18 protein-coding genes are annotated in these 23596 nt (G+C 64.7%); 4 read left to right on the forward strand and 14 right to left on the reverse strand.

The features are described from left to right. Positions 1 to 2: 2 nt before the first annotated feature. From LZC95_04225 to allB, 8 genes are all read right to left on the reverse strand, one after another. Positions 3 to 992 (reverse strand): hypothetical protein, encoded by a 990-nt coding sequence (locus tag LZC95_04225; protein WXA96045.1) that lies wholly within the window; start codon positions 990 to 992, stop codon positions 3 to 5. After that, the gene (locus LZC95_04230; GenBank protein WXA96046.1) at positions 989 to 2224 is read right to left on the reverse strand and encodes a FecR domain-containing protein; all 1236 of its coding nucleotides are present in this window, start codon (positions 2222 to 2224) and stop codon (positions 989 to 991) included. The genes LZC95_04225 and LZC95_04230 overlap by 4 nt, the downstream gene beginning before the upstream one ends. Beyond that, complete coding sequence (locus tag LZC95_04235) at positions 2221 to 2883, reverse strand: sigma-70 family RNA polymerase sigma factor (protein ID WXA96047.1); 663 nt, start codon at positions 2881 to 2883, stop codon at positions 2221 to 2223. Before LZC95_04235 ends, LZC95_04230 begins: the two co-directional genes overlap by 4 nt. A gap of 69 nt (positions 2884 to 2952) precedes the next feature. Further along, on the reverse strand, positions 2953 to 4089 hold the full coding sequence (locus LZC95_04240) for an ATP-binding protein (GenBank protein ID WXA96048.1): 1137 nt from the start codon (positions 4087 to 4089) through the stop codon (positions 2953 to 2955). Between the two features lie 148 nt (positions 4090 to 4237). Next, positions 4238 to 5443, reverse strand: a complete 1206-nt coding sequence (locus tag LZC95_04245) for a urate hydroxylase PuuD (GenBank protein WXA96049.1) — start codon at positions 5441 to 5443, stop codon at positions 4238 to 4240. Positions 5444 to 5467: 24 nt separating this feature from the next. Next, a complete protein-coding gene (gene uraH / locus LZC95_04250; GenBank protein ID WXA96050.1) occupies positions 5468 to 5809 on the reverse strand; it encodes a hydroxyisourate hydrolase in 342 nt (113 codons plus the stop codon). A gap of 9 nt (positions 5810 to 5818) precedes the next feature. Further along, on the reverse strand, positions 5819 to 7354 hold the full coding sequence (gene alc, locus LZC95_04255; GenBank protein WXA96051.1) for an allantoicase: 1536 nt from the start codon (positions 7352 to 7354) through the stop codon (positions 5819 to 5821). Next, on the reverse strand, positions 7351 to 8724 hold the full coding sequence (allB, locus tag LZC95_04260; GenBank protein WXA96052.1) for an allantoinase AllB: 1374 nt from the start codon (positions 8722 to 8724) through the stop codon (positions 7351 to 7353). Before allB ends, alc begins: the two co-directional genes overlap by 4 nt. Positions 8725 to 8818: 94 nt before the next feature. Between allB and LZC95_04265 the strand changes: the two genes are divergently transcribed. Then, positions 8819 to 10399 (forward strand): VanW family protein, encoded by a 1581-nt coding sequence (locus LZC95_04265; GenBank protein WXA96053.1) that lies wholly within the window; start codon positions 8819 to 8821, stop codon positions 10397 to 10399. A gap of 60 nt (positions 10400 to 10459) precedes the next feature. After that, positions 10460 to 10915, forward strand: coding sequence for a hypothetical protein (locus LZC95_04270; GenBank protein ID WXA96054.1), 456 nt, complete (start codon positions 10460 to 10462; stop codon positions 10913 to 10915). Here LZC95_04270 and LZC95_04275 read toward each other — a convergent pair. Beyond that, positions 10909 to 12258 (reverse strand): hypothetical protein, encoded by a 1350-nt coding sequence (locus tag LZC95_04275; GenBank protein ID WXA96055.1) that lies wholly within the window; start codon positions 12256 to 12258, stop codon positions 10909 to 10911. The two genes, LZC95_04270 and LZC95_04275, sit on opposite strands and share 7 nt — an antisense overlap. Before the next feature lie 230 nt (positions 12259 to 12488). After that, entirely contained in the window at positions 12489 to 14597 is a 2109-nt protein-coding gene (locus LZC95_04280; protein ID WXA96056.1) for a hypothetical protein, read from the reverse strand. Between the two features lie 762 nt (positions 14598 to 15359). On the opposite strand from LZC95_04280, the gene LZC95_04285 reads away from it, so the two are divergent. Both LZC95_04285 and LZC95_04290 read left to right on the forward strand, forming a co-directional pair. Continuing rightward, positions 15360 to 17348, forward strand: coding sequence for a transglycosylase SLT domain-containing protein (locus LZC95_04285; protein ID WXA96057.1), 1989 nt, complete (start codon positions 15360 to 15362; stop codon positions 17346 to 17348). 36 nt (positions 17349 to 17384) lie between these two features. After that, on the forward strand, positions 17385 to 19226 hold the full coding sequence (locus LZC95_04290; protein ID WXA96058.1) for a DEAD/DEAH box helicase: 1842 nt from the start codon (positions 17385 to 17387) through the stop codon (positions 19224 to 19226). 161 nt (positions 19227 to 19387) lie between these two features. On the opposite strand, the gene LZC95_04295 is transcribed toward LZC95_04290, so the two are convergent. The 4 genes from LZC95_04295 to cysT form a co-directional block, all read right to left on the reverse strand. Further along, the gene (locus tag LZC95_04295) at positions 19388 to 20830 is read right to left on the reverse strand and encodes an outer membrane protein transport protein (GenBank protein WXA96059.1); all 1443 of its coding nucleotides are present in this window, start codon (positions 20828 to 20830) and stop codon (positions 19388 to 19390) included. Between the two features lie 106 nt (positions 20831 to 20936). Then, complete coding sequence (locus LZC95_04300; protein ID WXA96060.1) at positions 20937 to 21995, reverse strand: sulfate/molybdate ABC transporter ATP-binding protein; 1059 nt, start codon at positions 21993 to 21995, stop codon at positions 20937 to 20939. Continuing rightward, positions 21986 to 22759 carry a sulfate ABC transporter permease subunit CysW gene (gene cysW, locus LZC95_04305; protein WXA96061.1) on the reverse strand — a complete coding sequence of 258 codons (774 nt, stop codon included), beginning with the start codon at positions 22757 to 22759 and terminating at the stop codon, positions 21986 to 21988. Before cysW ends, LZC95_04300 begins: the two co-directional genes overlap by 10 nt. Continuing rightward, positions 22756 to 23595 (reverse strand): sulfate ABC transporter permease subunit CysT, encoded by an 840-nt coding sequence (cysT, locus tag LZC95_04310; protein ID WXA96062.1) that lies wholly within the window; start codon positions 23593 to 23595, stop codon positions 22756 to 22758. The genes cysW and cysT overlap by 4 nt, the downstream gene beginning before the upstream one ends. Between the last annotated feature and the right edge of the window lies 1 nt (position 23596).

Genomic DNA, 23596 nt, shown 5'->3' on the forward strand with positions numbered 1-23596 from the left:
GCTCATCTTTCTTCTCCGAAATGGAATTCGATTCCCAGTGACGCGAACAGCGCCGGCTCGCCCCACGTGGCGTGGCCTCGCCCGGCGAAGGAAAGCTGCATCGTCGACATAGTGGTCCCTACGGCGATGTCTCCGCGAACGTGCACGCGATGCGAGACACGCACGCCCGTCCCGACACCGGCCCAAGCGAAGGGCGCCACGAGCATCCCGGCGTTGCCGAAGAACGGCGGAAAGGCGCTGCCCTCGCCCGAGAGGAACGCAGCCGACAACCCCACGCGAACATGCGGGCGCGCACGGTATTCCGGCGACAAGGCCGTGTACACGATGCTGCCGCCGAGCATCGTCACGCGCACGCGCGCGGAGCCTTCGGGGCGCGTGACCTCGGCCGGAATGACGGGGGCGTGAACGTCGAGCTCGAAGCCGAAGTGATGGTCGGCATGGATGGCCGCCGCAAGATCGAGTCCCCACCCGACGCCGACACCCGGCGAGGCGAGACCTCCGAACCCGGCAAAGGCCGTCAGGTGCGGCAGGGAAGGGGGCGCTGTTTTCGGCTTCGGCGGAGGCGCTGTCGCGGGCGGCGCCTTCTCGGGGAGCGGCCGCGCATCATCGAGTACCGCCGCGCGCACGATTTCCACGGCGCGCACGGCCACGAGATCGCCGGCCTTCTCGCGGACCAGCTCCACGAAGACAAGACCGTGATCGTGCTTCGAACGCAGCCACACCTCGATGCCGGCATCGACGATGGCCAGCACCGCCACGACCTCCGATGCATCGGCCTGTTCCCGCAGCGCATCGGGGCCCAGCTTCTCGCCGACCGGCGCGAGGTAGCGGCGTGCAGCGAGACCGGCAGCCACGAGCTCCGACTCGGCGCGCGCCATGCGCACGTCGGCGTGTTCCGATGCGACCAGCACCATCGGCCTTCCCCCCGCATGGACGGCGCTGCTCAGGACGAGGAGCACGCACGCAAGGAACGAAGCAAAAGCAATTCTCACGGCGTGCCGATGACGTCCCGGGCGACGCGTGCGTGGGGACCACGCGGGTAAAGCTTCAAATAGCGCTCGGCCGCGGCCCGCGCACCGGCTGCATCGCCCGAGCGCGTGAGCGCTTCGATCAGGCGTCCCTGTGCTTCGCGCGCAAGCTCACCGTCGGGCGCCTCCGACACGTAGCGCTCGAACCACGCGGCCGCCTCCGCAGGGTGCCCATCGTCCGCCTCGATCCGGCCTAGATGAAATGACGCGACCACGCCTTCGTGCGAGCGCGCAAAACGCGCCCGCAGGATGCGCAGCGCACGTCGCGCCTCCGCGAGATGTCCGGTCAGGCGCGCCGCATCGGCGATGAGCGCGAGCTCCTCCGCATCGGCGCGTGCGCACGCCTCGTCGAACCGGCCGTCGATCTCCGCATAGGCCTCCGCGTACTCACCGCGCGCAAACCGCTGACTCAAGGTGAGCCGCGGCGCCGCGGCATCGATTTCCGCGTACTCGACCTCCGCATCCGCCACCCGCGGTACCTCCGCACGAGTCGGCGACCGCCACGCTTCGTGGTGCACCACCTCGCGTTGCGCCACGTCTTCCTGTGCGACCGGTCCCGCGTCGGCCGGCGCTTCCTCGCTCCGCGCCTCGGGACAAGCCCACTCGAGCCTTTCGCCCGCGATCGCACGCCGCGGTTCCACGTGGCAGCCCGTGACGAGCACACTCCCTTCCTCCATCTCCAGGCGAAACACGGCAGACGGCGCATCCCAGACCGCGAGAAAGCGCGTCCCTTGCACCGCGACCTCGAACGGCCCCGCATGGACGGTCCACGCGGTGTTCTCGTGATGCACCACCGCGATGCGCGCGGCACCGTCCTCGAGAACGAGATCTGCACCGTTCGCATGAAGCGCGACCACCCGCGCGCGCGCCCGTGCCGAGAGAACCACGGACGTGCCATCGGAGAAATGCAACGGCGTCTCCACGCGCGGAGCGATCCAAGCTCCGACCATCCCCGGTTCCGCCTGAATCGTGAACGTGAGTGGCGCCCGCACCCGCGTCTGCATCCAGATCGCGATGATCGCCGCCGCCGAAGCCATGGCCGCTGCAATCGCCCAGCCATGTGATCGACGCGGCCCGCGCCGGGCTTTCAGGGCGGCCAAGAACGCACCCCTTGCCCGCTCCACCGTGGCGTCGCCCGGGGCGAGAACATCGAGATCGCGCTTCACCTGACGACCGAGTTCGTCGGACCAACTCATGGTGGCATCCTCGCGATGAAGTCGGCCAGCACGGGATCTCGCTTGGCGGCGGTATGAAAGCGTTCCTCCGCCCGCTGCAGGTGCCGTTTGACGGTGGCCAGCGACACACCGCGCACCTTGGCCATGGTCTCCAGGTCCATCTGCTCGATGAATCGAAGGACGAAGAGCACGCGATCGTCGTCGGGCATCCGGTCGAGCACCCGATACACCCGCCGCAGCGTTTCCCGCGCCTGGTTTGCACTCTCGGACTTCCCCTCGTCCGATACCTCGGGCAATCGATGCTGAGGGCGCAGCTCGAGCCAGCGTGCCCTTCGCCGGCTCCGGATTCGTTCGCGCGCCACGAGCACGGTCACCGCCAAGAGCCATGGCCGCAGCCCCGAAGGCTCGATCAAGTCATCGAGTCGGTCCAACGCGCGCAGAAAAACCTCGTTCACCACGTCGGCGCGATCGCCGTCCGGCCCCAAAATGCGCGTCACCAGCCGTTCCACCGTGGCCGCGTAGCGGTCGAAGAACACGGAGGGCGCCCGCGCCACCTGCGAGCGCATCGCATCGACGAGGGCCGCATCCTCGAGGGCCTCCAAGGCTGGAAGCACGCGCAGCCCCGCATAGGTTTCGCCTATGGCACGCGAGGAAATAGAAGCATCGGACGAACGGGACATCGAAGCGCGCGTGCCCTGTATGGCCCGGCCGCGCGTCGACGGCTCAAAATTCGACGAGAAATCGGCAGGCTATCGCTCGGCGCGCCTCGGCAAGGTGACGCGCATCGTGGTGCCCGCGCCAAGTGCGCTCTCCGCGTCGATGCGGCCGCCCATCTCGTGCACGATGGTGCGCGCGATGTACAGGCCCAGGCCCGTGCCCTCGGACGCCGGCTTCGTCGTGTAAAACGGCTCGAATATCCGCGTCATCACGCCAGGATCGATGCCCGCGCCATTGTCGGTGACCTCCACGCGCACCCAATGGTCGTCCACCGCCCGCACCGCGATCTGAATCTCGCCGCCGCGCTGGCTCTCCGGAATGGCCTGGGCCGCGTTGACCAGCAGATTGAGAAACACCTGCCCCAATCGACCGGCGTTGCCGAAGACCAATGCCTCCTCCCCATAATCGCGCACCACCCGTGCCCGCTGTTTGAGCTCGCCGTGGGCCAGATTGAGGCACGATTCGACGACGGCTCGCAAATCCACGTAGGATCGCTCCTCGCTCTCACGCGAGGCGCCGCGCAGATCGCGCACCAGGTTGGCAATGCGCGCCATGCCCTCGAATGCAATGGTGAGCGGCTGAATGTCGCGCGCAATGGCCGTTGCGAGATCGTCCGAAGCGCGCCCTCCCGCAAGCCTTGCCCACTCGGGCATGTGATCCATCACCACGCGCAAGCTGGTCATCGCGTACATGAGCGGATTGTTCACTTCGTGCGCGATCGACGCGGCAATCATGCCGAATGTCGCCAGGCGGTCGGCGCGAAGCCAATGTGTCTCGCTCTCCTGGGCCTTGTTCGCCGTCCGTCGATCGCGCGCCATCACCAGGTGCACGTCGGGCTCGACGTCGCTCCAGACGGTTACCTCCAGGGGGTAGGTGCTCCCATCCGTCCGAACGAACACGCTTTCGCGATTGGATGCGCTGGGAAAACCGCCCGATTCCGAAGGAGCCTCCGTCGCCTCGCGCACGGGGCGCACGAAGTCGGCCATCCTGCGACACAAAATCTGTTCGCGTGACATGGCGAACAGGTCGCACGCCGAGCGATTGGCCTCCAGCACGCGCCCGTCGCTGCCCACGGCCAGCATCGGATCGTTTGCCTGCTCGAATGCCGCGCGGAAAAAACCGCACGGCAACGTCATGGACTGTAACGCGTGGACTTCCCGAATGCCCATCTTCGGACCCCCTTCACGAAGGCGCGGGTGGCCTTTGCAGGCCTCCTACACCGTCGGTTCCCAGTCATGTTGACATGGTGCCCGCCACGTCGCTCGAACAGGCAGAAAAGAGGGAGTCTTTTTTACGCCAACGCTTGCGCTATTGTCCCTATTGGACAGGGCTCCCCTGCAGAAACCAACGCGCCAGAAGGTCGCGTTCTTCCTGCGTCATACCGGTCTTATTGCCAAATGGCATCGTTTTGTTGATGACCGCCCGCGCTTTGATGCGCTCCGCATACATTTTTATCTGTTCGGGCGTATCGAATGTCACATTGCTCGGTGGCACTTTCCATTGATCGTCGGTGGGGGTGGCCGAATGGCAGGCCACGCAGCGCTGCCGAATGACAATCCGAACGGCCGAAAAGTCGACCTTTTCCTGCGTATCCATCGCAGCTTGCGGCACCGGCGGCCCGGAAGTGCGCGTCATCAGTGCAAACGTCGTCCCCACGCCAATGACCACCGTGGCCACGAGAGCGATGCCCCAATGGGGCCACCAGAAGCGAATGTTCATGAAATGGCGCACCAGTGCGCCCGAAACCATGAGTACCGCCAGCAAGACCCAATTGAGCGAATTGCCATACGTGCTGGGGAAATGGTTGCTCAACATGATGAAGAGCACCGGAAACGTCATGTAATTGTTGTGAATGCTGCGCTGCTTGGCGTGCTTTCCAAGCTTGGCATCCTGCCTCTTTCCCGCCTTGGTCAGCGCAATCAGTTCGCGCTGCGAGGGCATGATGTGGAAAAAGACATTGCCCACCATGATGCTGCCGAGCAGCGCGCCTATGTGAATGAACGCCGCGCGCCCGCTCAAAAGGTGGTTCAATCCATAAATGATGGCCGCGAGCAGCACGAAGCAAAGGCCAATGGCAATCGGCTCTTTGGTGCGCAGCGGCGAACGCCAGATCAAATCGTAGACGAGAAACCCCCCCGCCAAGGTGCCCAGTCCAATGGCCATGGCCGCGCCGTGACTGAGCTTGGCCACCGCCGGATCCACGAGAAACGAGGCGTCGCCCATGTAATAGACGAGCAAGAGCAGCGCAAAGCCGCTCATCCACGTGCTGTAGGCCTGCCATTTGAACCAGTGGAGCACTTTGGGCATCTGGTTCGGCTCGAGCTGCTTCTTCTCCATTTGGTAGAAGCCGCCGCTGTGGACGAGCCAGATTTCGCCCTCGAAGCCCTCGGGCGCATCGGCGCGGGACTCCAGGTTGCGATCCAGCCAATTCCAAAGCATGGAATTGCCAATCCACATGATGCCCGCGATGAGGTGCACCCATCGTATGAGCAAATCGAAAAGCTCTCGCAGATTCGAATCCAAAGTGGCTCTCCCGAAAGCGGGGCTTCAGCTCCCGCGGTACGTCGAATATCCGAATGGGCTCAAAAGCAGCGGCACGTGGTGATGCGAGCCGGCTTCGCGCACGAGGAAGGCAATCTGCACTTCGCGGAAAAACCCCGCCGTGCCCGTGGCGTCGAAGTACGTTTCCGTGTCGAAGGTGAGACGGTATTCGCCGGCGGTGAGCGGTTCGCGCAATAGGTCACGCAGGCGCCCGTCGGCATCGGTCACCCCGCGACCGAGTTCCGCCCACGCGTCAGGCGTGGTGCGCCGCTCCAATCGAATCGGGACGCCCGCGGCCGGACGCCCGCGGGCCGTGTCGAGAACGTGGGTGGTGATGCCGATGCTCATCGCTTCTCGCTACCCACCCCGGACCAACTTGTCGAGCCGAATCTCCGTGATTTTGCGCTGTTCGTCCGCCGCGCGGGAAAGTTCGGTGTCAGCGTCGTTTTTCATCCGGTCTTGCGCGATGGCGAGCATCTCCTCGGCGCTCTTTCCGGTGGCGCAAACGATGTAAATATGGCCGAATTTCTCCTCGTAGGCGCGATTGATCCGGGCCAGTTCCTCCTGCGTGGTGCGACTGGCATCCGCCACGCGCGCCTGTTCGCCCTTCGACCAGCTGGTTGCCGTTTGGCTGGTCGCGGCCTCCGCCTTCACGCCACCGATGCGCGGATGATGCCGAAACGCCTCGAGCCAATCCTGTTTTCCAAGTGACTGCCATACGTCCCGCGCCTGCGCGATCAGCGTAGCGAGATCCCGGTAAGGCCGCAGGGTCACCATCTTGTCGACCCACGCACGTGCGCCGCAGCAGCTGGTGAGCAGCGCGGCCAACTCCGGGACCGGTGCGTAGTTCAAATGGCGAATCCCCAGCGCCTCACGCCCGGCCTCCGTCACCGTGCCGTGCACGCGCATGCGGCTCACGCCGCCGTCGGGAAAAATGGAGAGGCGGATATGCGAATAGGGGCCACGCTCGCCGGTGAGCTCCTCCTCGAAGAAGTGTCGCGTGTGCGCTTGCAGCTTGGTGCGGGGCAAAATCTCGCGCCATTTCGAGGGATCGGCCAAAAGGTCCTCGGTGGTGGCGCCCGGCTGGGCGAGAATCCCATGTATGGTGCAGCTATCGGGATAATTGCCTTTGAAATGATTCGTATCCACCTCGATGCGCTCGACGGTGCCTTCCGCGGCGAGGCGCACGATGGCCCAATCCGGGCCTTCTGCGCGGCTGCGTTTCGTCTCCCAGCCATCGCCCATGTTCAAGCCGCGGCCCGGCATGATCAAATTGTGGCGCGAGCCGAAGAACATGTCATTGCACGCGAGCACCAGTGCGCCATGCTCGGCGGCCGCCAGATCGACCTCGGCGCCGGGCCGGCCGGCCCAACGCGGGGAGGGGAGCACGTCGCCGTGCACCCGCAGGCGGGCGACGCCGCCGTCGGGGTAAATGTGAAAGCGCAAATGCGTCAAACGCAGCCCTGCGTCGATGGTGAACAGGTTTTGCGTGTCACCGTTCAGCATCGTTTTGGGCAGAATTTCCACCCACGGCGTGGACTCCGACGCGAGCTCTTCGCCGGTGGGGCGCCCCGGCATGGCACACCCATCGATGGAGCACGCCGCCGGATAATTGCCTTTGAAGAACGCCGTATCGACCACCACGCCCCGCACCACGCCGGCCAGACCGAGCCGCACGATGCAGAAATCGTGACCGGGCACGCGGCGCCGGCGTGTTTCCCAGCCGTCCATCCATTTGCCGCGGTCGGTGTATTTGCCCTCGATGAATACGGGTTTGGAGACCTTGAGGAGATTCTCCTTCTCGGCGAAGAACTCGTCATTGGCGTAGATCACCGCGCCGCCCAATCGCTCCGCGGCCAGATCCATGAGCTCTGTAAATTGCGAATCGGTCATACGTTCCCTCGTCCAAGCAAGCTTCCCCGCGGCGTCCCAAGGAAGGGATCCTCGCGGTCCCGCTGGTAGATTTTCTCCCCCCGCAAATACGTAGCGACGACCACGCCATGGAGCGAGCGCCCCTCGTACGGCGTAATCTTGTGCCGATGTTCGAGCCGCGGGGCCTCGATGGTCCACGTGGCCTCGGGATCCCACACCACGAAATCGGCATCGGCGCCGGCCTGAATGGCACCTTTTCGCCCGAAAATCCCCACCAGGCGCGCCGGTCCCTCGCACATCCAGCGCGCGATGTCCTCGAGCGAACGGCCACGCGCGCGTGCGCCGCTCCACACCGCGGGCAGGCCCAATTGCAGCGAGGCGATGCCGCCCCAGGCGCGCATGAAGTCGCCCGAGCCGACGCATTTCAAATCGGCCGGCGCCGGCGAATGGTCCGTCACCACCTGATCGAGCAGGCCTTCGCGCAGCGCATCCCAGAGCACTTCACGGTTTTCGCGCTCGCGGATGGGCGGGGCGCATTTGTAGCTCGTCGCGCCGTCGGGCACCTCCTCGGCGGCGAACGAGAGGTAATGCGGACACGTTTCCGCGCTGACAGGAAGAGATGCATCGCGCGCGCGTCGAAGAATCGGCAGCGCCGTGGCGGCCGAGAGATGCACGATGTGCGCGCGCGTTTTGAAGCGTTCCGCGAGCCGGAAGACCATGTCCACCGCCTCTTCCTCGGCGCGCTTGGGGCGCGAGGCCAGGTAATGCGCATACCGGCGCGCCTCCTCCGGCGAAAGCTCGGGCGGGGCAGCCTCCTCCAAGGGCCCCGGTAGCTCCGCATGCACCAGGAGCGGCGCACCAATCTCCGCCAGGTGGCGCATGCCCACCTCGAGATAGGCCTCCTTCACATAGCCGAATTCATCGACGCCCGACTCCGCGAGAAAGCATTTGAAGGCAAAGGCACCCGCATCGAAAATGCGCGCAAGCTCGTTGGCATTGCCGGGCACCAGCCCGCCGCACAAGGCCACGTCGACGCGGATTCGGCCTTCGGCGGCCTTGCGCTTGGCCAAAAGCCCTTCCACCGACGTCGTGGGTGGAATGCTGTTCAGCGGCATATCCATCAACGTCGTCACCCCGCCGGCGGCGGCAGCGCGTGTGGCCGTTTCGAAGCCCTCCCAATCGCTCCGCCCGGGGTCGTTCACGTGCACGTGCGTATCGACGATGCCAGGCATGAGCACGAGATCGCCCACGTCTTCCACCGGACAGCCGTCGGGCACGGCATCCCAGCTTTCCACCGCGACGATGCGCCCCTTCGCCAGGTGCACGCATGCGGCGCGCACCCCTTCCGGCGTGACGACGCGTCGGCTTCGCAGGCATTGTTCGATCTTCATGCGGTTTCCATCGTTTCCAGCAGGAGCCTAGCGCTTTCCATGCGGCAGCGGACCCGGGAATGGTGGATAATAGTGCAGGCGTTTTGGATACAAGATGGTCCTTCGTTTTCCCACGTTGACGCGCGCACTCCTCGCCGTGGGCCTGCTCGCCGGCCTTGGCGCGGTGTCGATTCCGCTCTATCGGCATTTTCTTCCGTCGGACGAGATCGTGCCGGGGCTCACCATCGATGGCATGGCGCCGGAAGGTGACGCCGCTTCGTTCGTGGCATCCCGTGCACGCTCCGTGGCGGAGCGCAAAGTCACGCTCGTGATGAACGATCACGTCGCGCTGGAGACCACGCTCGGGCAACTGGGGGTCGGCGTCGACGAAGGTCGCGCGCTCGAGCTCGCGCGCGCCATCGGCCACGAGGGCGATCTTCTGCGCCGCGCCGACGAAAGCGCCCGGGCCCGCCGCGGTCAGCTCGACGTGCCGCTGTTGCCAAAGGTCGACGTGAATGCGGTTGCCGCCGCCGTCGAGCGCATCAAGGAAAAGGAAGACGTCGGCCCCATCTCCGCGCGTCTCAACGTCGAACAGCAGACGGTCGTGCCGGAGCGGGTGGGTCACTTCGTCGATCTCGACGCGACCATCGCCGCGCTGAGCAAGCTCGTGGCCGGCCCGCCGTCGAGTTTGCCCGCCAAAATCGTTCTCCCCGTGCAGAACTTTGCCCCGCGGGTCACCAGCGACTTCGTGCGCACCATCGACGTGCACACCGTGATGAGCGAGTACCTCACGTACTTCTCGCGCAACAAAGATCAATCGCGCCGCGGACAGAACATCGACAATGCGGCGGCCAAGCTCGACGGCCTCGTGCTTTCGCCGGGGGAGCTGGTCAGCTTCAACGACGTGGTGGGCGAGCGCAGCGAGGAAAACGGCTTCCAGAAGAGCTGGGAGATCTTCAAGGGCGAGATGGTCGAGGGCGTCGGCGGCGGCACGTGCCAAGTGGCGTCCACCGTTCATGCCGCAGCGTTTTTCGCAGGGCTCGACATCGTGGAGCGCCTGCCGCACTCGCGTCCGAGCGCGTACATCCCCATGGGCCTCGACGCCACGGTGGTTTACCCCGTCGTCGACATGAAGCTTCGCAACCCGTTCCGATTTCCCATCGTGCTTCACGCGGTGGTCGACGGGAATCGCCTGCGCGTGGCCATGCTGGGCAAGAGTCGGCCGGCCACGGTCAGCTTCTCCCGCGACGTGGTGCAGACCCTGCCGTACGCCCGCAAGGTCGAGGAAAAGGCGCTCGCCGGCAACAAGGTCATCGTCAAGCAGCACGGCATCTTCGGCTATCGCATCGAGCGCGAGCGGGTTCTTCGCTTCCGCGGCGGCAAAGAGCGGGTCGAGAAGAACAAAGACTTCTACCCGCCGACCACCGAGATCTACAACGTGCCGCCCGGCTTCGACGTGGCACTCCTGCCGCCGCTCCCCACGGTGAGCCAAGACGAGGGCGAGGGCAGCGATACGAGCGCACAGGCGGCAGCCGCCGCAGTGGCCGCAACGGCGATCCCGCCGAGCGGCCCCACGCCTCTTTCTCCGGTGCCTTCGCAGCCGGTCTCCACGGTCGTGATGGAAGATGCACCCGGGGCGCACGCGCCTTCGTTGGCACAATCCCGTCCGGTGAAGAAGGTGACCATACGTCGTTGAAGGTGAGACACGGGGGCCTGCCTCGCCACATCGAAATGGGTGAGCGAGAGCGGGGGCCCCATGTTCGTCACCAGGTTTTTGTCGGTTCTAGTTCTGACAGGCGCGACCCTCATCGCACCGGGCCTCGGGCGAGCGGATACGATGCCGGCGGGCGCAACGCAAACCGCGAAGCCGGCATCCACCAACACGCGACTCGAAGCCTTGAGCCAGGGCGTGCGTGAAATCGACTCACGCTCGCGCGCCGTGCGCGACATGATCGTGCGCGAACCCGACCAGCGCGTACGCCGTCACTCGCGCCGTGCCATGGCCGTCGTCGACGAGAACCGCATCTCCATCGCAGCGAGGCTCGACCTCTTTCAGGTCGTGGCGACCGCCCAGGTGGACGAGCCTACGCTGCGAAACATGGAGCTGCGCTACACCGACTCCATCAAAGTGCTCAAGGTCGTGGAGAACTGGCTCCAGAAGCCTCAAGGGCCGAACAAGAGCAAGGCGAAGAAGTCACGCAAGGATCAGTGAACGATGTTCACGCACTTGCCCTCGACGCAATAAAGCGGAGAGCTGCAGTCCTCGTCCACCGTGCATGCGCCGCACGTGCCGTTCACGCACGCTTGGCCGCCGCAGTCGTCGCTGTTCTTGCAGCCACCGGGAGGCGGCGGGGGCTTGCAGCCCTGCGTGTCGAGGATGGCCTCGTCATAATGAATGGTGAACGCACCGCCCATTTGCAGGGTGTCCGCGAAGATGGACCCTGACATGGCGAAGGCGCTCGCCAGCGAGACGGTGGCATTCGGCGCGTAGAAGTTGCCGCCCACGGCCATGGCGCCCGCGAAGCGGAAGTTCTGTCCGCCGACGTAGACGCGCACCTTGGAGGGCTTGGCGACGGAGCCGAACGCCGTGGCGCCCGCGACGTTGAAGTCGCCCGCGATGAAGAGGTCGATCTCCGCATTATCGGCCAAGTCGATGTCGAACGCGCCTGCGACGTTGAAGTCGCCCGCGACGAACATGGCCACGCGACCCTCTGCGCGAATCTTGGTGACGCCCGATCCGCCCACCGACGACAGATAGTACTTACCGCAGGGCAACGTCATGCTCTGCACGCCCGCGCGGTTCGCGAACGTATTCGCGTCGATGTGCGCGACCGCATTGTCGTTGGTCGATTTGAAATTCGAGACGATGGCCGGGACATCGACCTTCTTCTCGCAGTCACAGGGATTCTCGATGTTGACGTTCTCGGTCACGGTCTTGGCGCCCATGAAGCCATGGATCGAGTTGCCGGCGCTCAAGTGCGCCGTGCCGCCCACGCTGCCGATGCCGAGGGCCGAGACGTCGCCCGTCGCATGGATGTCGCGGCCGACTTGGACGACGCCCGAGAGGCTCACGTCTTTGCCGGACCAAATGTCGTACGCGATCTTTCCTGCGCCGGCGCCTTGGAAGCCCATGCCGTTCGCATCGCCGGTTTTACCGACGTAAACCGAACCACCGATGCTGTATCCGCCCATATCGGTGAGTTTCTCGTTGGCGCCAACGGAGGCGCCATTCCGCTTGTCCTGTCCCGTGCTCGAATTGAATGAATCCGTGGTGAGCACGCCTGCGACACTCGTCGTTTTGCACGAGCAAGTGGCAAATCGAAATAGCTTTTTGCCGAGATCGCCGGTGCACAGGTCGCCGCCGGGGAGCGGGATCGTCGCGCCGCCACCCTTGCAAAAATCCGTGCTGCCTCCGCCTTGTTGCCCATTGCCAGGTTTGTCGGCAAGGGGCGCCGAGCCCGTTTCGGTCGAGTCGGAAGCGGCGCAGCCGGGCTGCAAGAGCGCTACGACGAAGGACGAAAATACGAGCCCAAGCAAAGGTGAAAGTCGATTCATGTTTTGATTGTCCTCCGTGTGGGGGCCGGGGAAGGGTGTTCATCCCCCTGATGGCCAGACGATCCACATTTCGTTGGAGGCGCGCACGAATGGCGGTATTGGCTCCAATGCACAACGCGCAATACGCCAGAGAGAGGGTTTAGGGTTTAGGGTTTAGGGGGAGAAATGAGAAAAGGGTTCAGGGAAGTTCCTCTTCCCTAAACCCTAAACCCTCGACCCTAAACCCTAAACTACGGACAATCCGACGAACTGCCGTCGGTGTTGCCACCGCCAGTGGACGCTGGGTCGGTCGTCTTTCCCGTGATGGAGACGGCGGCCGGCGCGGCGGGGCATGCTTTCACCTCGCCCGACATCGACACGGAATAGCAAAGTTGACCCTGGGCGGAAGCTTGCAGCGAGCCGCCTTGCTTCACGTCGACGGTGAGGTTGCCACCCGAGCCGGAGGCCGTGACGGAGTAGTTGCCGGGCGCCACGTCGACGAGGACGTGATCCGCATCGGCGCTCTGCCTCACCGTGTAACGCGCGTTCTTCGTGGTCGATGTATCCGCGGCATCGCCGGGGAAGAGGACCACCTGATTGCGTGCGCTCAGCACGGAGACACCCACGACGTTGCCGCCGCTCACGTTGCCATCGGCCGCCGAGAGGCGCACTTGTTCGGGCGCCGCGCCGCCGGCGTTGATCACCGTGAGCCACTGCTGATCGGCACCAGCCGCCGAGTGCTCCTCGAGGCGCACCACGCCACCGGGCAAGCTCACCGATTGCACGTTGGCATTGCGCGGAAGCAGCGTGTGCACGCTTCCGGCGGAGCCGGTCACGGCGACGTCGAAGCGCTTGCCGCCGGCCGTCGTGACGATGGCGGGGGCCGCCGGCACGTGGAACGCCATCCACTGGTCGGACGAGCCGGAAGCCACGCTGGTGCGATCGAAGAGCACGAACGTGCCGGGGCGCAGATACACGAGGTCGCGTGTGAAGTTCTTGATCGACCCGCCCTTGTACATCTGCTCGACGTCGGCCGCACGAGCACGCGTGTAGAGGCCACCCTCTTCGTAGCGCTCGACGCGCGTCTGCGCTTGGTCCGGCGACATGGCCGCCTGACCGGGATTGTACGGATTGTTCGAATCCGCAACGAAGAACGTATTGTAGAGCGTGCGCGACTTCTTACCCCACGAATCCTGGTAAACGAAGTCTTCGCCGTTCGTTCCCGCCACCTGCGGAATCCACCCCGTGCCGTTCACCAGCACCGGAGCATCTCCCACGGTGATGCTCAAATTTCCCTGGTTGAACATCTGCTCGCCGGAGTCCGGCGCATTGATGTACGTGCCGCTTTCCAGCGCGCCCCACACCGCGTCGGCTTTCCACGCCGAGCGCATGGCCACGTGCCCGGGGCCCTTTGCCAAATACGAAAGATTGGCATCTTGATAAGGCGCTTTGGCCGCGGACGGGTCCCAATAAAGGAACTTCTGCCACGGCGAACGATCGTCGTTCGTGGCAATGATGTCCGCCGCGAACGAGCGCGCACGCGACGCTGCCGCATCGCCCAATTCACCGAGAACCGTCGCGATGGCCGAGGCCAGCGACGCCGACGGCGCGATGTTGGTGCCCGCGCGCACGGTGCCTTGATCATCCATGTGCTTCAGCGACGGCCAGGCGAAGTACGAAAGGTAATTCGCTTGGTCGCGCGCCTGCGGCACTTCGTTGATCCAATCGAGATTGCGGGCCGTCTTCGCTGCCCAGAGAAACTCGATCACGCTGCGGACCGCTTTCGGTCCGTAACCCCAGCCTTCGGGCCAACCGCCGCCGGCCATCGAGCGCTGGAACGCAGGCTTCACGAGCTTGCCCCACAAGCGGCTATTCACGTCGTCGAAGTAGGCCGACGCCTTGGAATTTTCGCCGTCCGTTGCGAGCGCGGTCGCTGTTTTTGCCAGGAGGTAACCGGCAAAATAGTTGCCAATGGGTTGGTCACGGCTGAAGCCAGATGCGTCGTACCAGTCGATCCACGTGTTGAGCGAATCGATGACCCGCTGCCGCGTGGACGAGGAGAGCGCGGGATAAAGCCAATCGTAACCAAAGGCCATACCGACGCCGTAATTGCGAATACCGTATCCCGAGTCCGTCGAAGGCTGTTGCCCACCGGAGCCGGCGGGCGTGGACATGGCCTCGAGCAAGCGCGAGCCGGCGGCGCCGTAATTTTGCTGCGCGGCCGTATCGTTGGTCACGCGGTAGCACAGGCCGAGGGACATGATCGGTGGGAGGTATTCCTCACCCTGATATCCCTGTCCGACGGCGTTGCCGCTCGGATAAGCGGTGCCGCTCGGCGGATTCATCGTCGCGGTCGTCAAGGCATCGCACTTCGTTTTGAGTGCGGTCCACGCGGCGTCGTTAGCGGACGCACGCGCCTTCAACTTCGATAACAGTCCAGACGTCAAAAAAAGTCGTGCTGCTGGACGCGAAACAATTTCGCTCGTCGTCACTGCGTTGCACGTGCGCCCGGCGGTGCTGTCACTCGAGGAACACCCAAGCGCGATAGTTGCCGTGACAATGCCCGCATATGCAAGCAGTGACTCCCCCCGGAGATTCAACTTCATATCTTCGCAGCTCCTTGCGGCTAAATGACGGCGAGCAAGGTGGACGGCGTAATCACACGTCCGACCCTGTAAGCGCCCGGGAGTGACTCACGGACTCGGAGCAGAGGGTAAGAAACACCTCCCAGCTCCTATGTAGGGGAACATCTTCAAGGTCGCGCACGACCTTCGAAGGAGGCCCCCTCCGGACCGCTCGCAGTCCGTTAGATTTGGGAAAGCACCGACTTATAGCCGACGCTGCCCCGTGGGTTCGTTCCAAGCATTCTGGAACGGCCTTTCATAAGCAAGAGAGGGTAACCTGGGAGCTCGGGTTACATTATCCCACGAAACATATACCCTCCTACAAGTATTCTGCATCGATTTTTCGAGAATTTGACGACGTCTCACCAAGATGCGATGCCTCGAACCATGCTCCGACGCGGAAGATTTTTTTTCCATCCGCTCGTCGTTTTTGTCAGCGCACTCGGGCCCACGTTCGTGCCCACGTTAGCTTCGACAGTTTCGGCAGCCCCCCCCGCGGTGACCAAGACCCCCCAGAAGAAGCCGGGGAATGCTGCCAAGGCACCAGGGAAGGGCAGCGCGGGGTCGTCTCGGGTCAAATCTTCCACTCGCAATCCCGATGCGAATGCGAGGCGACAAGTTGCTGGTGGTTCTACCAACGACGATGTAGCCGCGGGCTACGAGAGCGCGGAGCTGCGCAGCTTGCACGAAGCGGAACGAGAGCTGTTTCCGCCTGCATCGCCGGTCCCCGGACAGACCTGGCCGACGGAGTTGCCGTCGCCTCTGAGCTCCTCGCCGGATCGGCCGCACGTGCATGCGTCGGGGCTTCCGCCGGCGCCGGTGGCGAGTGCGCCTCCTGCCGCAGAAGGTGGGAGAAACTTGGGATGGATGGCCGACCTGAAGCTGCCGGATTTCCCCATCCGCTGGGACCCGCGCTTGGTGCGTTACCTGGAGTTCTTCAAGGATGATCCGCGCGGCCGGTCGATGCTGGCGATCTGGCACCGTCGCTCGGGGCGCTATCGCACGATGGTGAGCACGATCCTGCGGCGAAAATCGGTGCCGGAGGATCTTTTTTGGATCGCGATGGTGGAGAGCGGTTTCGACCCGGCGGCCCGTTCGCCCGTCGGGGCGTTGGGGCTATGGCAGTTCATGCCCGAGACGGGCAAGCAGTATGGGCTTCTGCAAGACCGCTGGGTCGATCATCGGTTGAACCCGCAGCTTGCGACGGAGGCGGCCACGGAGTTCCTCGCGGATCTGCAACGCCGCTTCGGAAGCTGGGAGCTCGCCATCGCGTCGTACAACATGGGGTACGCGGGGATGCTGGGGGTCGTGCGAAAGTTCAACACGAACGACTTCTGGACGCTGGCGCGTCTGGAGGGCGCGCTTCCCTGGGAGACGACGCTCTACGTGCCGAAGATCATGGCGGCGGCCATCGTGGGAAAGAACCTCTCGGCGTTCGGCCTCTCCGAAGACAAGATGGAGCCGCCGGTGGAATACGACGAGGTCGTGGTTCCGCCGGGCACGGCGCTTTCGCAGGTGGCCTCGGCGATTGGGCTCTCCACGAAGGAGATCGTGGACCTCAATCTGGAGCTTCGCGCACAGCGCACGCCGCCGATCGATCCGAACGACAAGGCCGAGCAAAAGGCGAAGGGCGCGCCTTCTTCGGAGGGTGAGGCCGCGGTCGGCTATCCGGTGAAGGTGCCCGTCGGCAAGGGTGCATTGCTCACGCAGAACATGAGCAAGATCAAGAAGAACTACGTGGCGTCGGAGCGCTACGTGGTGCGCTTCGGGGAGACGGTCGAGCAGATTGCCAACGCGCGTGGGGTGGCGTCGTCGAAGGTGGCGGAGCTCAATGGCATCGGGCCGGGCGAGGTCGTGCGCGGCGGGACGGTGCTTCTCGTGCCGGCCGCGAAAGGTGGAACGGTGGCCGCTCCCACGACGAGCGACAAGCCGGTGGCGATCGTGCCATCGGACGTGTTCGTCTACCCGGATCGAAAGCGCGTGTTTTACCGCGTGGTGACGGGCGACACGCTGAGGGACGTGGCGACGACGTTTCATGTCACGGTGGACGAGATCCGCCGGTGGAACGAGATCGATCCGGCGGGGCGGCTGCAGGAGGGGATGACGTTGCAGTTGTTCGTGCCGCCCGATACCGATCTGAGCAAAGTGCTCTCGCTGTCGGAGAACCAGGTGCGCACCATCGCGGTGGGGACCGAGGACTTTTTCACGTACTGGGAAGGCCAAAAGGGGCGGCGGCGGATCACCGTGCCGGCCAAGCTCGGGGAAACCATCGAGATTGTCGGCAAGCGCTACGGCGTGACCCCGGCGTCGATGGAGCGCATCAATCGGAAGAACCGCAACGAGGTGCTCAAGGAAGGCGACGTGGTGGTCGTTTACCTGCCGGCCAACTCGAAGAAGGCGGATCCGGGCGCGCAGGCCGACGATCCGTTCGCACCGGAACCCCTTGGACCGCTGCCGACGCCGCCTGCTCCGGGTTCGTTGCCTTAGCGCCTGGCGCGCGCCCGTGCTAAGGAGCGCGCCCTCATGAAATCGCCCGACTTCGCCGAGTTGCTCGGCCCCGCATTGGCCAGCGCCATCGAGCAAAGGGGCTTTACGACGCTCACCCCCGTGCAACATGCCGTGCTCGACCCCTCCTTACGGGGCCGTGATTTGCGAATCAGTTCGCAGACGGGCTCGGGAAAGACGGTGGCCATCGGCTTCACGCTTCGTGAAAGCCTCGAGGCCGGCAAAGACGCGGTTAGCCCGAAAAACGGGGTCGCATCGCCGCTGGCGTTGGTGATCACGCCCACGCGCGAGCTCGCCAAACAGGTCGACGAGGAGCTGTCGTGGCTGTACGCGCCCCAGTCGGTGAAGGTCGCTTCGGTCACGGGTGGTGGTGGCTACCGCGATGAGCGGCGTGCCTTTGCGCAGGGGCCTGCGGTCATCGTGGGCACGCCAGGGCGGTTGCTCGACCATCTGCGCCGCGGAAGCATCGATGCATCGGCCATCGGGACGGTGGTTCTCGACGAGGCGGACCGCATGCTCGACCTGGGGTTCCGCGAGGAGCTGGAAGGGATTCTCTCGTTCGCGCCGACGCCGCACACGACGCATTTGGTGTCGGCGACGTTCCCGCGGGACGTGCGGGTGCTCGCCGACAAGGTGCAATCCGATCCGGTGAACGTGGAGGGAACGCCGCTCGGGACGGCCAACGCCGACATCGATCACATGGTGCACTTGGTCTCGCTGTCGGAGCGCACGGCGGCGGTGATCAACTTGCTGCTCTCGGATCCGGATTCGAAGACGCTGGTGTTCGCGCGCATGCGCTCCGAGGTGACGGAGCTGACGAATGAGCTGAAATCCGCGGGATTTCACGTGCGTTCGTTGTCCGGTGAGATGGAGCAGCCGGAGCGAAATCGCGCGCTGGAGGACTTCAAACGAGGCCGGCTGCACGCCTTGGTGGCGACCGACGTGGCGGCCCGCGGCATCGACGTGCAGGACATCACGCACGTCATCCACGTGGAGCCCCCGAACGACGTCGACACGTACACGCACCGCAGCGGTCGAACCGGCCGTGCGGGCCGCAAGGGCATCAGCTCGGTGCTGACGCCGCCCGCCGGTTTCGCCAAGACTTCCGCGCTGTTGCGTCGGGCAGGGGTGACCTTCCGCATCGAGGCGATCCCCACCGCCGACTCGATTCGCCAGCAGCGGCAAGAGCGGCTTTTCGAGGAGCTCACGTCGGAGGATACGGGTTCGGCCGATGCCGATTGGCGTAGCGCCGCGCTCGCGGAGCGCATCGTGGAGAGCGGGCAGGCTGCCCAGGCCCTCACGCGTCTTCTCTCCCGCGTCGGCATCACGGGGCCCTGCGAGCCGCGCGAGGTCACGCCGCACGCGCCGCCTGCCGAGCGGAAAAAGTCGTCCGCACCCTCGCGTGCGAGCGATGGCCCGCCGCGGGCGCGCACCACGCGCAAAGATCACCCCGCCGACTGGGTTACGTTCCGCGTCACGTGGGGCGGCCTCCACGGAGCCAACCCGCGCCGCTTGTTCGCCATGATGTGCCGCCGCGGCGGTGTGCAAGGCGGCGACGTCGGCGCGATCGAAATCGCGAAGACGCACTCCTTCGTCAACATCGCCAAGGCCGCCGCCGCATCCTTCGAAGAAGCCGCCCGCGTCCCCGATCCCCGCGATCCCCGCGTTTCCATCCACCGCGCCGACGGCGCCCCGGAACGCTCCAGGCCGGCCCCGAAGCACCACGCGACCGCGAAGCCGCACGCCCCCGCGAAGCATCACGCCGCCCCCAAGCCGCACGCCGGCGGCGTGAAGCGAAAGCCCCACCCCGAGCCGAAACCACGGGCCGAGCGCCCCTCGAAACGCCAGGTTGCTCGCTGACGGCGCAGAAGAGGAAATCGCCAGGACGCCAGAAGAGAGGCGCCAGGATCGCCAGGTGAACCAACAATAAACCCTCATTTTGGGTTTATTGCAGGTCCCGTTGGCGATCCTGGCGACTCTGGCGTCCTGGCGGTTTCCTTCTTCTGTTGGTGACGGGTGAACTACTTGAACCTGTAATTCACGCCGACGCCGAAGACGTTGGCGCTTGCGGTGTAGCTTCCGCCGTTGATCGACTCGGTGGCGGTGGGGTTGCCGCGCACCGGATTTACCTTGGGGACGGCGGCTTCGGCGGGGGATACCTCTTGGTCCGGGGCAAAGATGCGGGCGTAGACGGCGTCGAGACGCCAATGATCGCCGACGTGGAGCGAGCCGCCGAAGCTCACGGTGTACTTGTCCATATCGATGGTGAGCGGGGACAAATACGGCGTGGGAATGGCACTTTGGTCGTAGTTGAAGCCGGCCCGAAGGTCGATTTTGTACGAGTTGTTGACCTTTATCGTGCCTTGCGCACCCACGCGGATCGAATTGCTATCTTGGAAATGCCGCGGCAGCGTAATCGTCGGTACGTAATACGGTGACGGAAAGCCGGTGACGTTGTTCAGACCGATGTTCTCCGGACGAACCTCGATTTCGTCGTGGATGCCCCAGAACTCGCGCACATAGGAAACCTCGGCGCGAATGGCCTCGATGGGCCGCACTTCGATGCCCGCGCGGAAGATACCGGGCAGCTTGAACTTCACGCGAACGTCTTCCCCGGAGACGGTGGCCTTGTCGAACAACACCGCCGTCGGCAGGCGTACTTGCATATCGCCCGGTGCGTTGATCCAAATAGGCAAATTGTACGAAAGGCCAATACGAACGTACTTCACCGGAACGAACGTCGCGCCCAAATTGGCCACGGGCGTGAGAATGTGCGCGGTGAGCTTGCCCTCGGAATCGTAATTGGGGTCCTCCGGTGCACCGATGAGGCGATCCGCAGGGTTGGCGTTGAAGAACACCGTCGAGGTGAAGGTTCCCACCAAGGCGCCCAGGCCGATACCCAATCGAATTTGCTCGATGGGCTTCCACGCGAACCACGCGCCGATGTTCACCAGGGCCGAACCGTCGAGCGAAATCAGCGAGTAGCGCTGCGGCGCAGGTTGCCCATCGACCTGCGTGGGAAAGCTGGTAATGGCCGTGTACGGCGCGTAGAGCGCCCCGGCGACGGTGAATTGCTTCTTCTTGCCCCAGTTGTACGAACCGCCCAACGTGGGAATGGGCAGAACGGGAGATTTTCCGGTGACCGTCGGAAACTCGTACACGCGCACGGTGCCGGCGCCGTCGATCACCTGCGTCTTGCGCGTGAACGAGGCCGTGTGATTGAGCCACGCGAAGTCGGCCATGAGGCTCGTGCCCGCATCGGCCAGGCCTGCGGGGTTGTACCAGACCGCGCCGACGTCATCGGCACCGGCCACCCACGCCCCTCCGCGCGACAGCGGTTTTACGCCGCGATCCGAGAAGTTAAGGCCGCCCGCCTGCGCCGTGGAGTGCGCGAACGCTGCGTCGAGAACGATGAACCCTGCGGCAAGCGCAAGCGCCCTTATTACTCCAAGACGGCGTTTCATCGACCCAGGTTAACATCAAGTCAACGCTGGCTGTCTCAGCGATGTGCAGGCAAAAATGAAATGACGCAGAGCGTAATGCCTTGTCTTTTGCGGTCTTACAAATAGGTCATTCCAGAAAAAGCCGGTGCGAACGCACCCGAATCGACACTTCCGCGTCCACCTCGAGCGGTGCATTCTCGATCAGTTGAGCTTCGAGCGACAGGCCTCCCTTGGTAAGGAGATCGACCCGCACCAAGGGTCCCGTGTTCCGCACACGTCGCACGGTGGCGAGAAGCCCATCCTCCACATCGCCGCGGTATCCCGCCGATTCGGCCGTGGAAAGGAGCTCGAGATCGTGCGGGCGAATGACCACCGTGGCCTTCTTTCCATCGACGGCATGCCCTGCGTGCCCGTTCAACGTCAGCCTCAGATCCGCCGCGCGCACGCTGCCCCCGTGAACCTCGGCCTGCACCACGTTCGCGTCGCCGAGGAACGTGCTCACGAAGGGGCTCGCGGGGCGCGAATACACTTCGTGCGGTGTGCCCACTTGTTCGAGCACACCGTGGTTGATCACGGCGAGGCGGTCGGCAATCTCGCTGGCCTCCTCTTGATCGTGGGTGACCAGGATGCTCGTGACGCGCAGCTCTTCGTGGAGCTTCTTGAGCCATCGGCGCAGCTCCTTGCGCACCGAGGCATCGAGCGCGCCGAACGGCTCGTCGAGCAGCAGCACCGCCGGATCCACCGCGAGCGCTCGCGCCAGCGCCACGCGCTGACGTTGCCCGCCGGAGAGCTGCGTGGGCCGTGACTCGGCGAGGTGCTCGAGGCGGATGAGCGCGAGCAGCTCCTCCACGCGTTTGCGCAGCTTGGGCTCCGGCAGGCGCTGGGCGCGCTTTCTCACGCGCAGCCCGAAGGCCACGTTCTCGAACACCGTCATGTGCGGGAAGAGCGCGTAGTGCTGGAACACGAAGCCCACGACCGGCTTCGACGAGGGCGACTCGTTGCCGACGAGCACCTCGCCCGTGTCGGGCGTTTCCAGCCCGGCCACGATGCGCAGCAAGGTGGTCTTGCCGCAGCCCGAGGGGCCGAGCAGGGCCACGATCTCGCCTTCCTCGACCTTCAGATCGATGCCGCGAAGGACTTCATGCTTGCCGAACGATTTACGAATGGAGGAGAGGCTTACTTCCATATTCCCCTCGCGACGAGGTTGAGAAACGATACGCCGACCAACAGAGACGAAACGGCAAAGGCGGCCACGAACGCATAGTCGTTGTAGAGGACCTCCACGTGCAGCGGCAGCGTGTTCGTCGCCCCGCGGACGTGCCCCGATACGACGGATACCGCGCCGAATTCGCCGAGAGCGCGCGCGGTGCAGAGCACGACGCCATACGCGAGCGCCCCGCGCACGCGCGGCAAGGTGACACGCCAGAACGTGGTCCAGCCCGAGGCGCCCAGCAGCATCGCGGCCTCTTCTTGATCCGCGGTTTGGGCCTCCATGACCGGGGCAATCTCACGCGCCACCAGCGGGAAGGTGACGAACGCGGTCGCCACGACGATGCCCGGCAGGGCGAAGATCACTTTGAGGTCGTGCTTCTCCAGGAAGGGGCCGAAGAAGCCGTGGCTTCCGAAGAGCAGGACGAACACGAGCCCCGCCACGACGGGCGAGACCGTGAGAGGCAGATCGATGAGCGCCGCGAGAAACCGCTTCCCGCGAAATTCGAACCGGCTCGTCACGTACGCCGCCGCCACACCGAATACCGTGTTGAGCGGCACCACCAGCGCCACCACGGTCAGACTCAAAAGCGCCGCGGTGATGGTGTCGGAATCGCCCAGCGCTTGCACGTAGCCGGTCCATCCGCTGCTGAAGGCCTCGTGGAACACCACGTACAGCGGCACGCCCAGCAGCACGCCGACGAGGGATACAGCCATGGCAATGAGTACGATGCGGATCATGGATGCCCGCCCACTTGAATCGCGCCCTGCAGGCGGTGGAGCAGGATCAACATGCCCAGAGAAAGAAGCAGCATCGTCGCGGCTAGCGCCGTCGCGCCCGCGTAGTCGTACTGTTCGAGCTTGGTCACGATGAGGAGGGGCACGATCTCCGTCTTCATCGGCATGTTGCCGGAGATGAAGACCACCGAGCCGTACTCACCCACCGCCCGCGCGAAAGCTTGGGCGCCGCCGGAAACGATGGCTGGCAGCACCAGCGGGAAGGTGACGCGGCGGAAAATCTGCCCGCGGGTGGCCCCGAGCGAATGCGCGGCCTCCTCCAGCTCGATCTCGATGTCGGCCAGCACCGGCTGCACGGCGCGCACGGCGAAGGGCAGGCCCACGAACACCAACGCGACGGTGACCCCGAGTTGCGTGAACGCGACCTGGATGCCATGCGCCGCGAAGTGACGCCCGATGACACCGTTCTCGGAGTACGCCGTGGTGAGGGCGATGCCCGCCACCGCCGTGGGCAGCGCCAGGGGAATGTCGATGAGCGCCTCGATGATGCGCTTGCCGAAGAAGGTGTAGCGGACGAGGACCCACGCGATGAGCAGCCCCGCCGCCGAATCGATGATCGCCGCCACGACGGCCGCACCGAGGCTCAATCGGAATGCGGCGAGCACGCGCGGCTGCGTGAGCGCGGTTACGATCTCGCCGAGCCCGAGGGCCTTCGTTTTTCCGAACAACCCCGATAGCGGGACGAGAACGATCAGCGCGAGGTAAAGCAGGGTAAAGCCCATGGTGAGGCGAAACCCGGGCAATGTTCTGCGCTGGACTTGCGCGGCAGTGGCCGACATC

The organism is Sorangiineae bacterium MSr12523 (genome assembly GCA_037157775.1).
In the GTDB taxonomy this organism is placed as follows: Bacteria; Myxococcota_A; Polyangia; order Polyangiales; family Polyangiaceae; genus Pendulispora; species Pendulispora brunnea.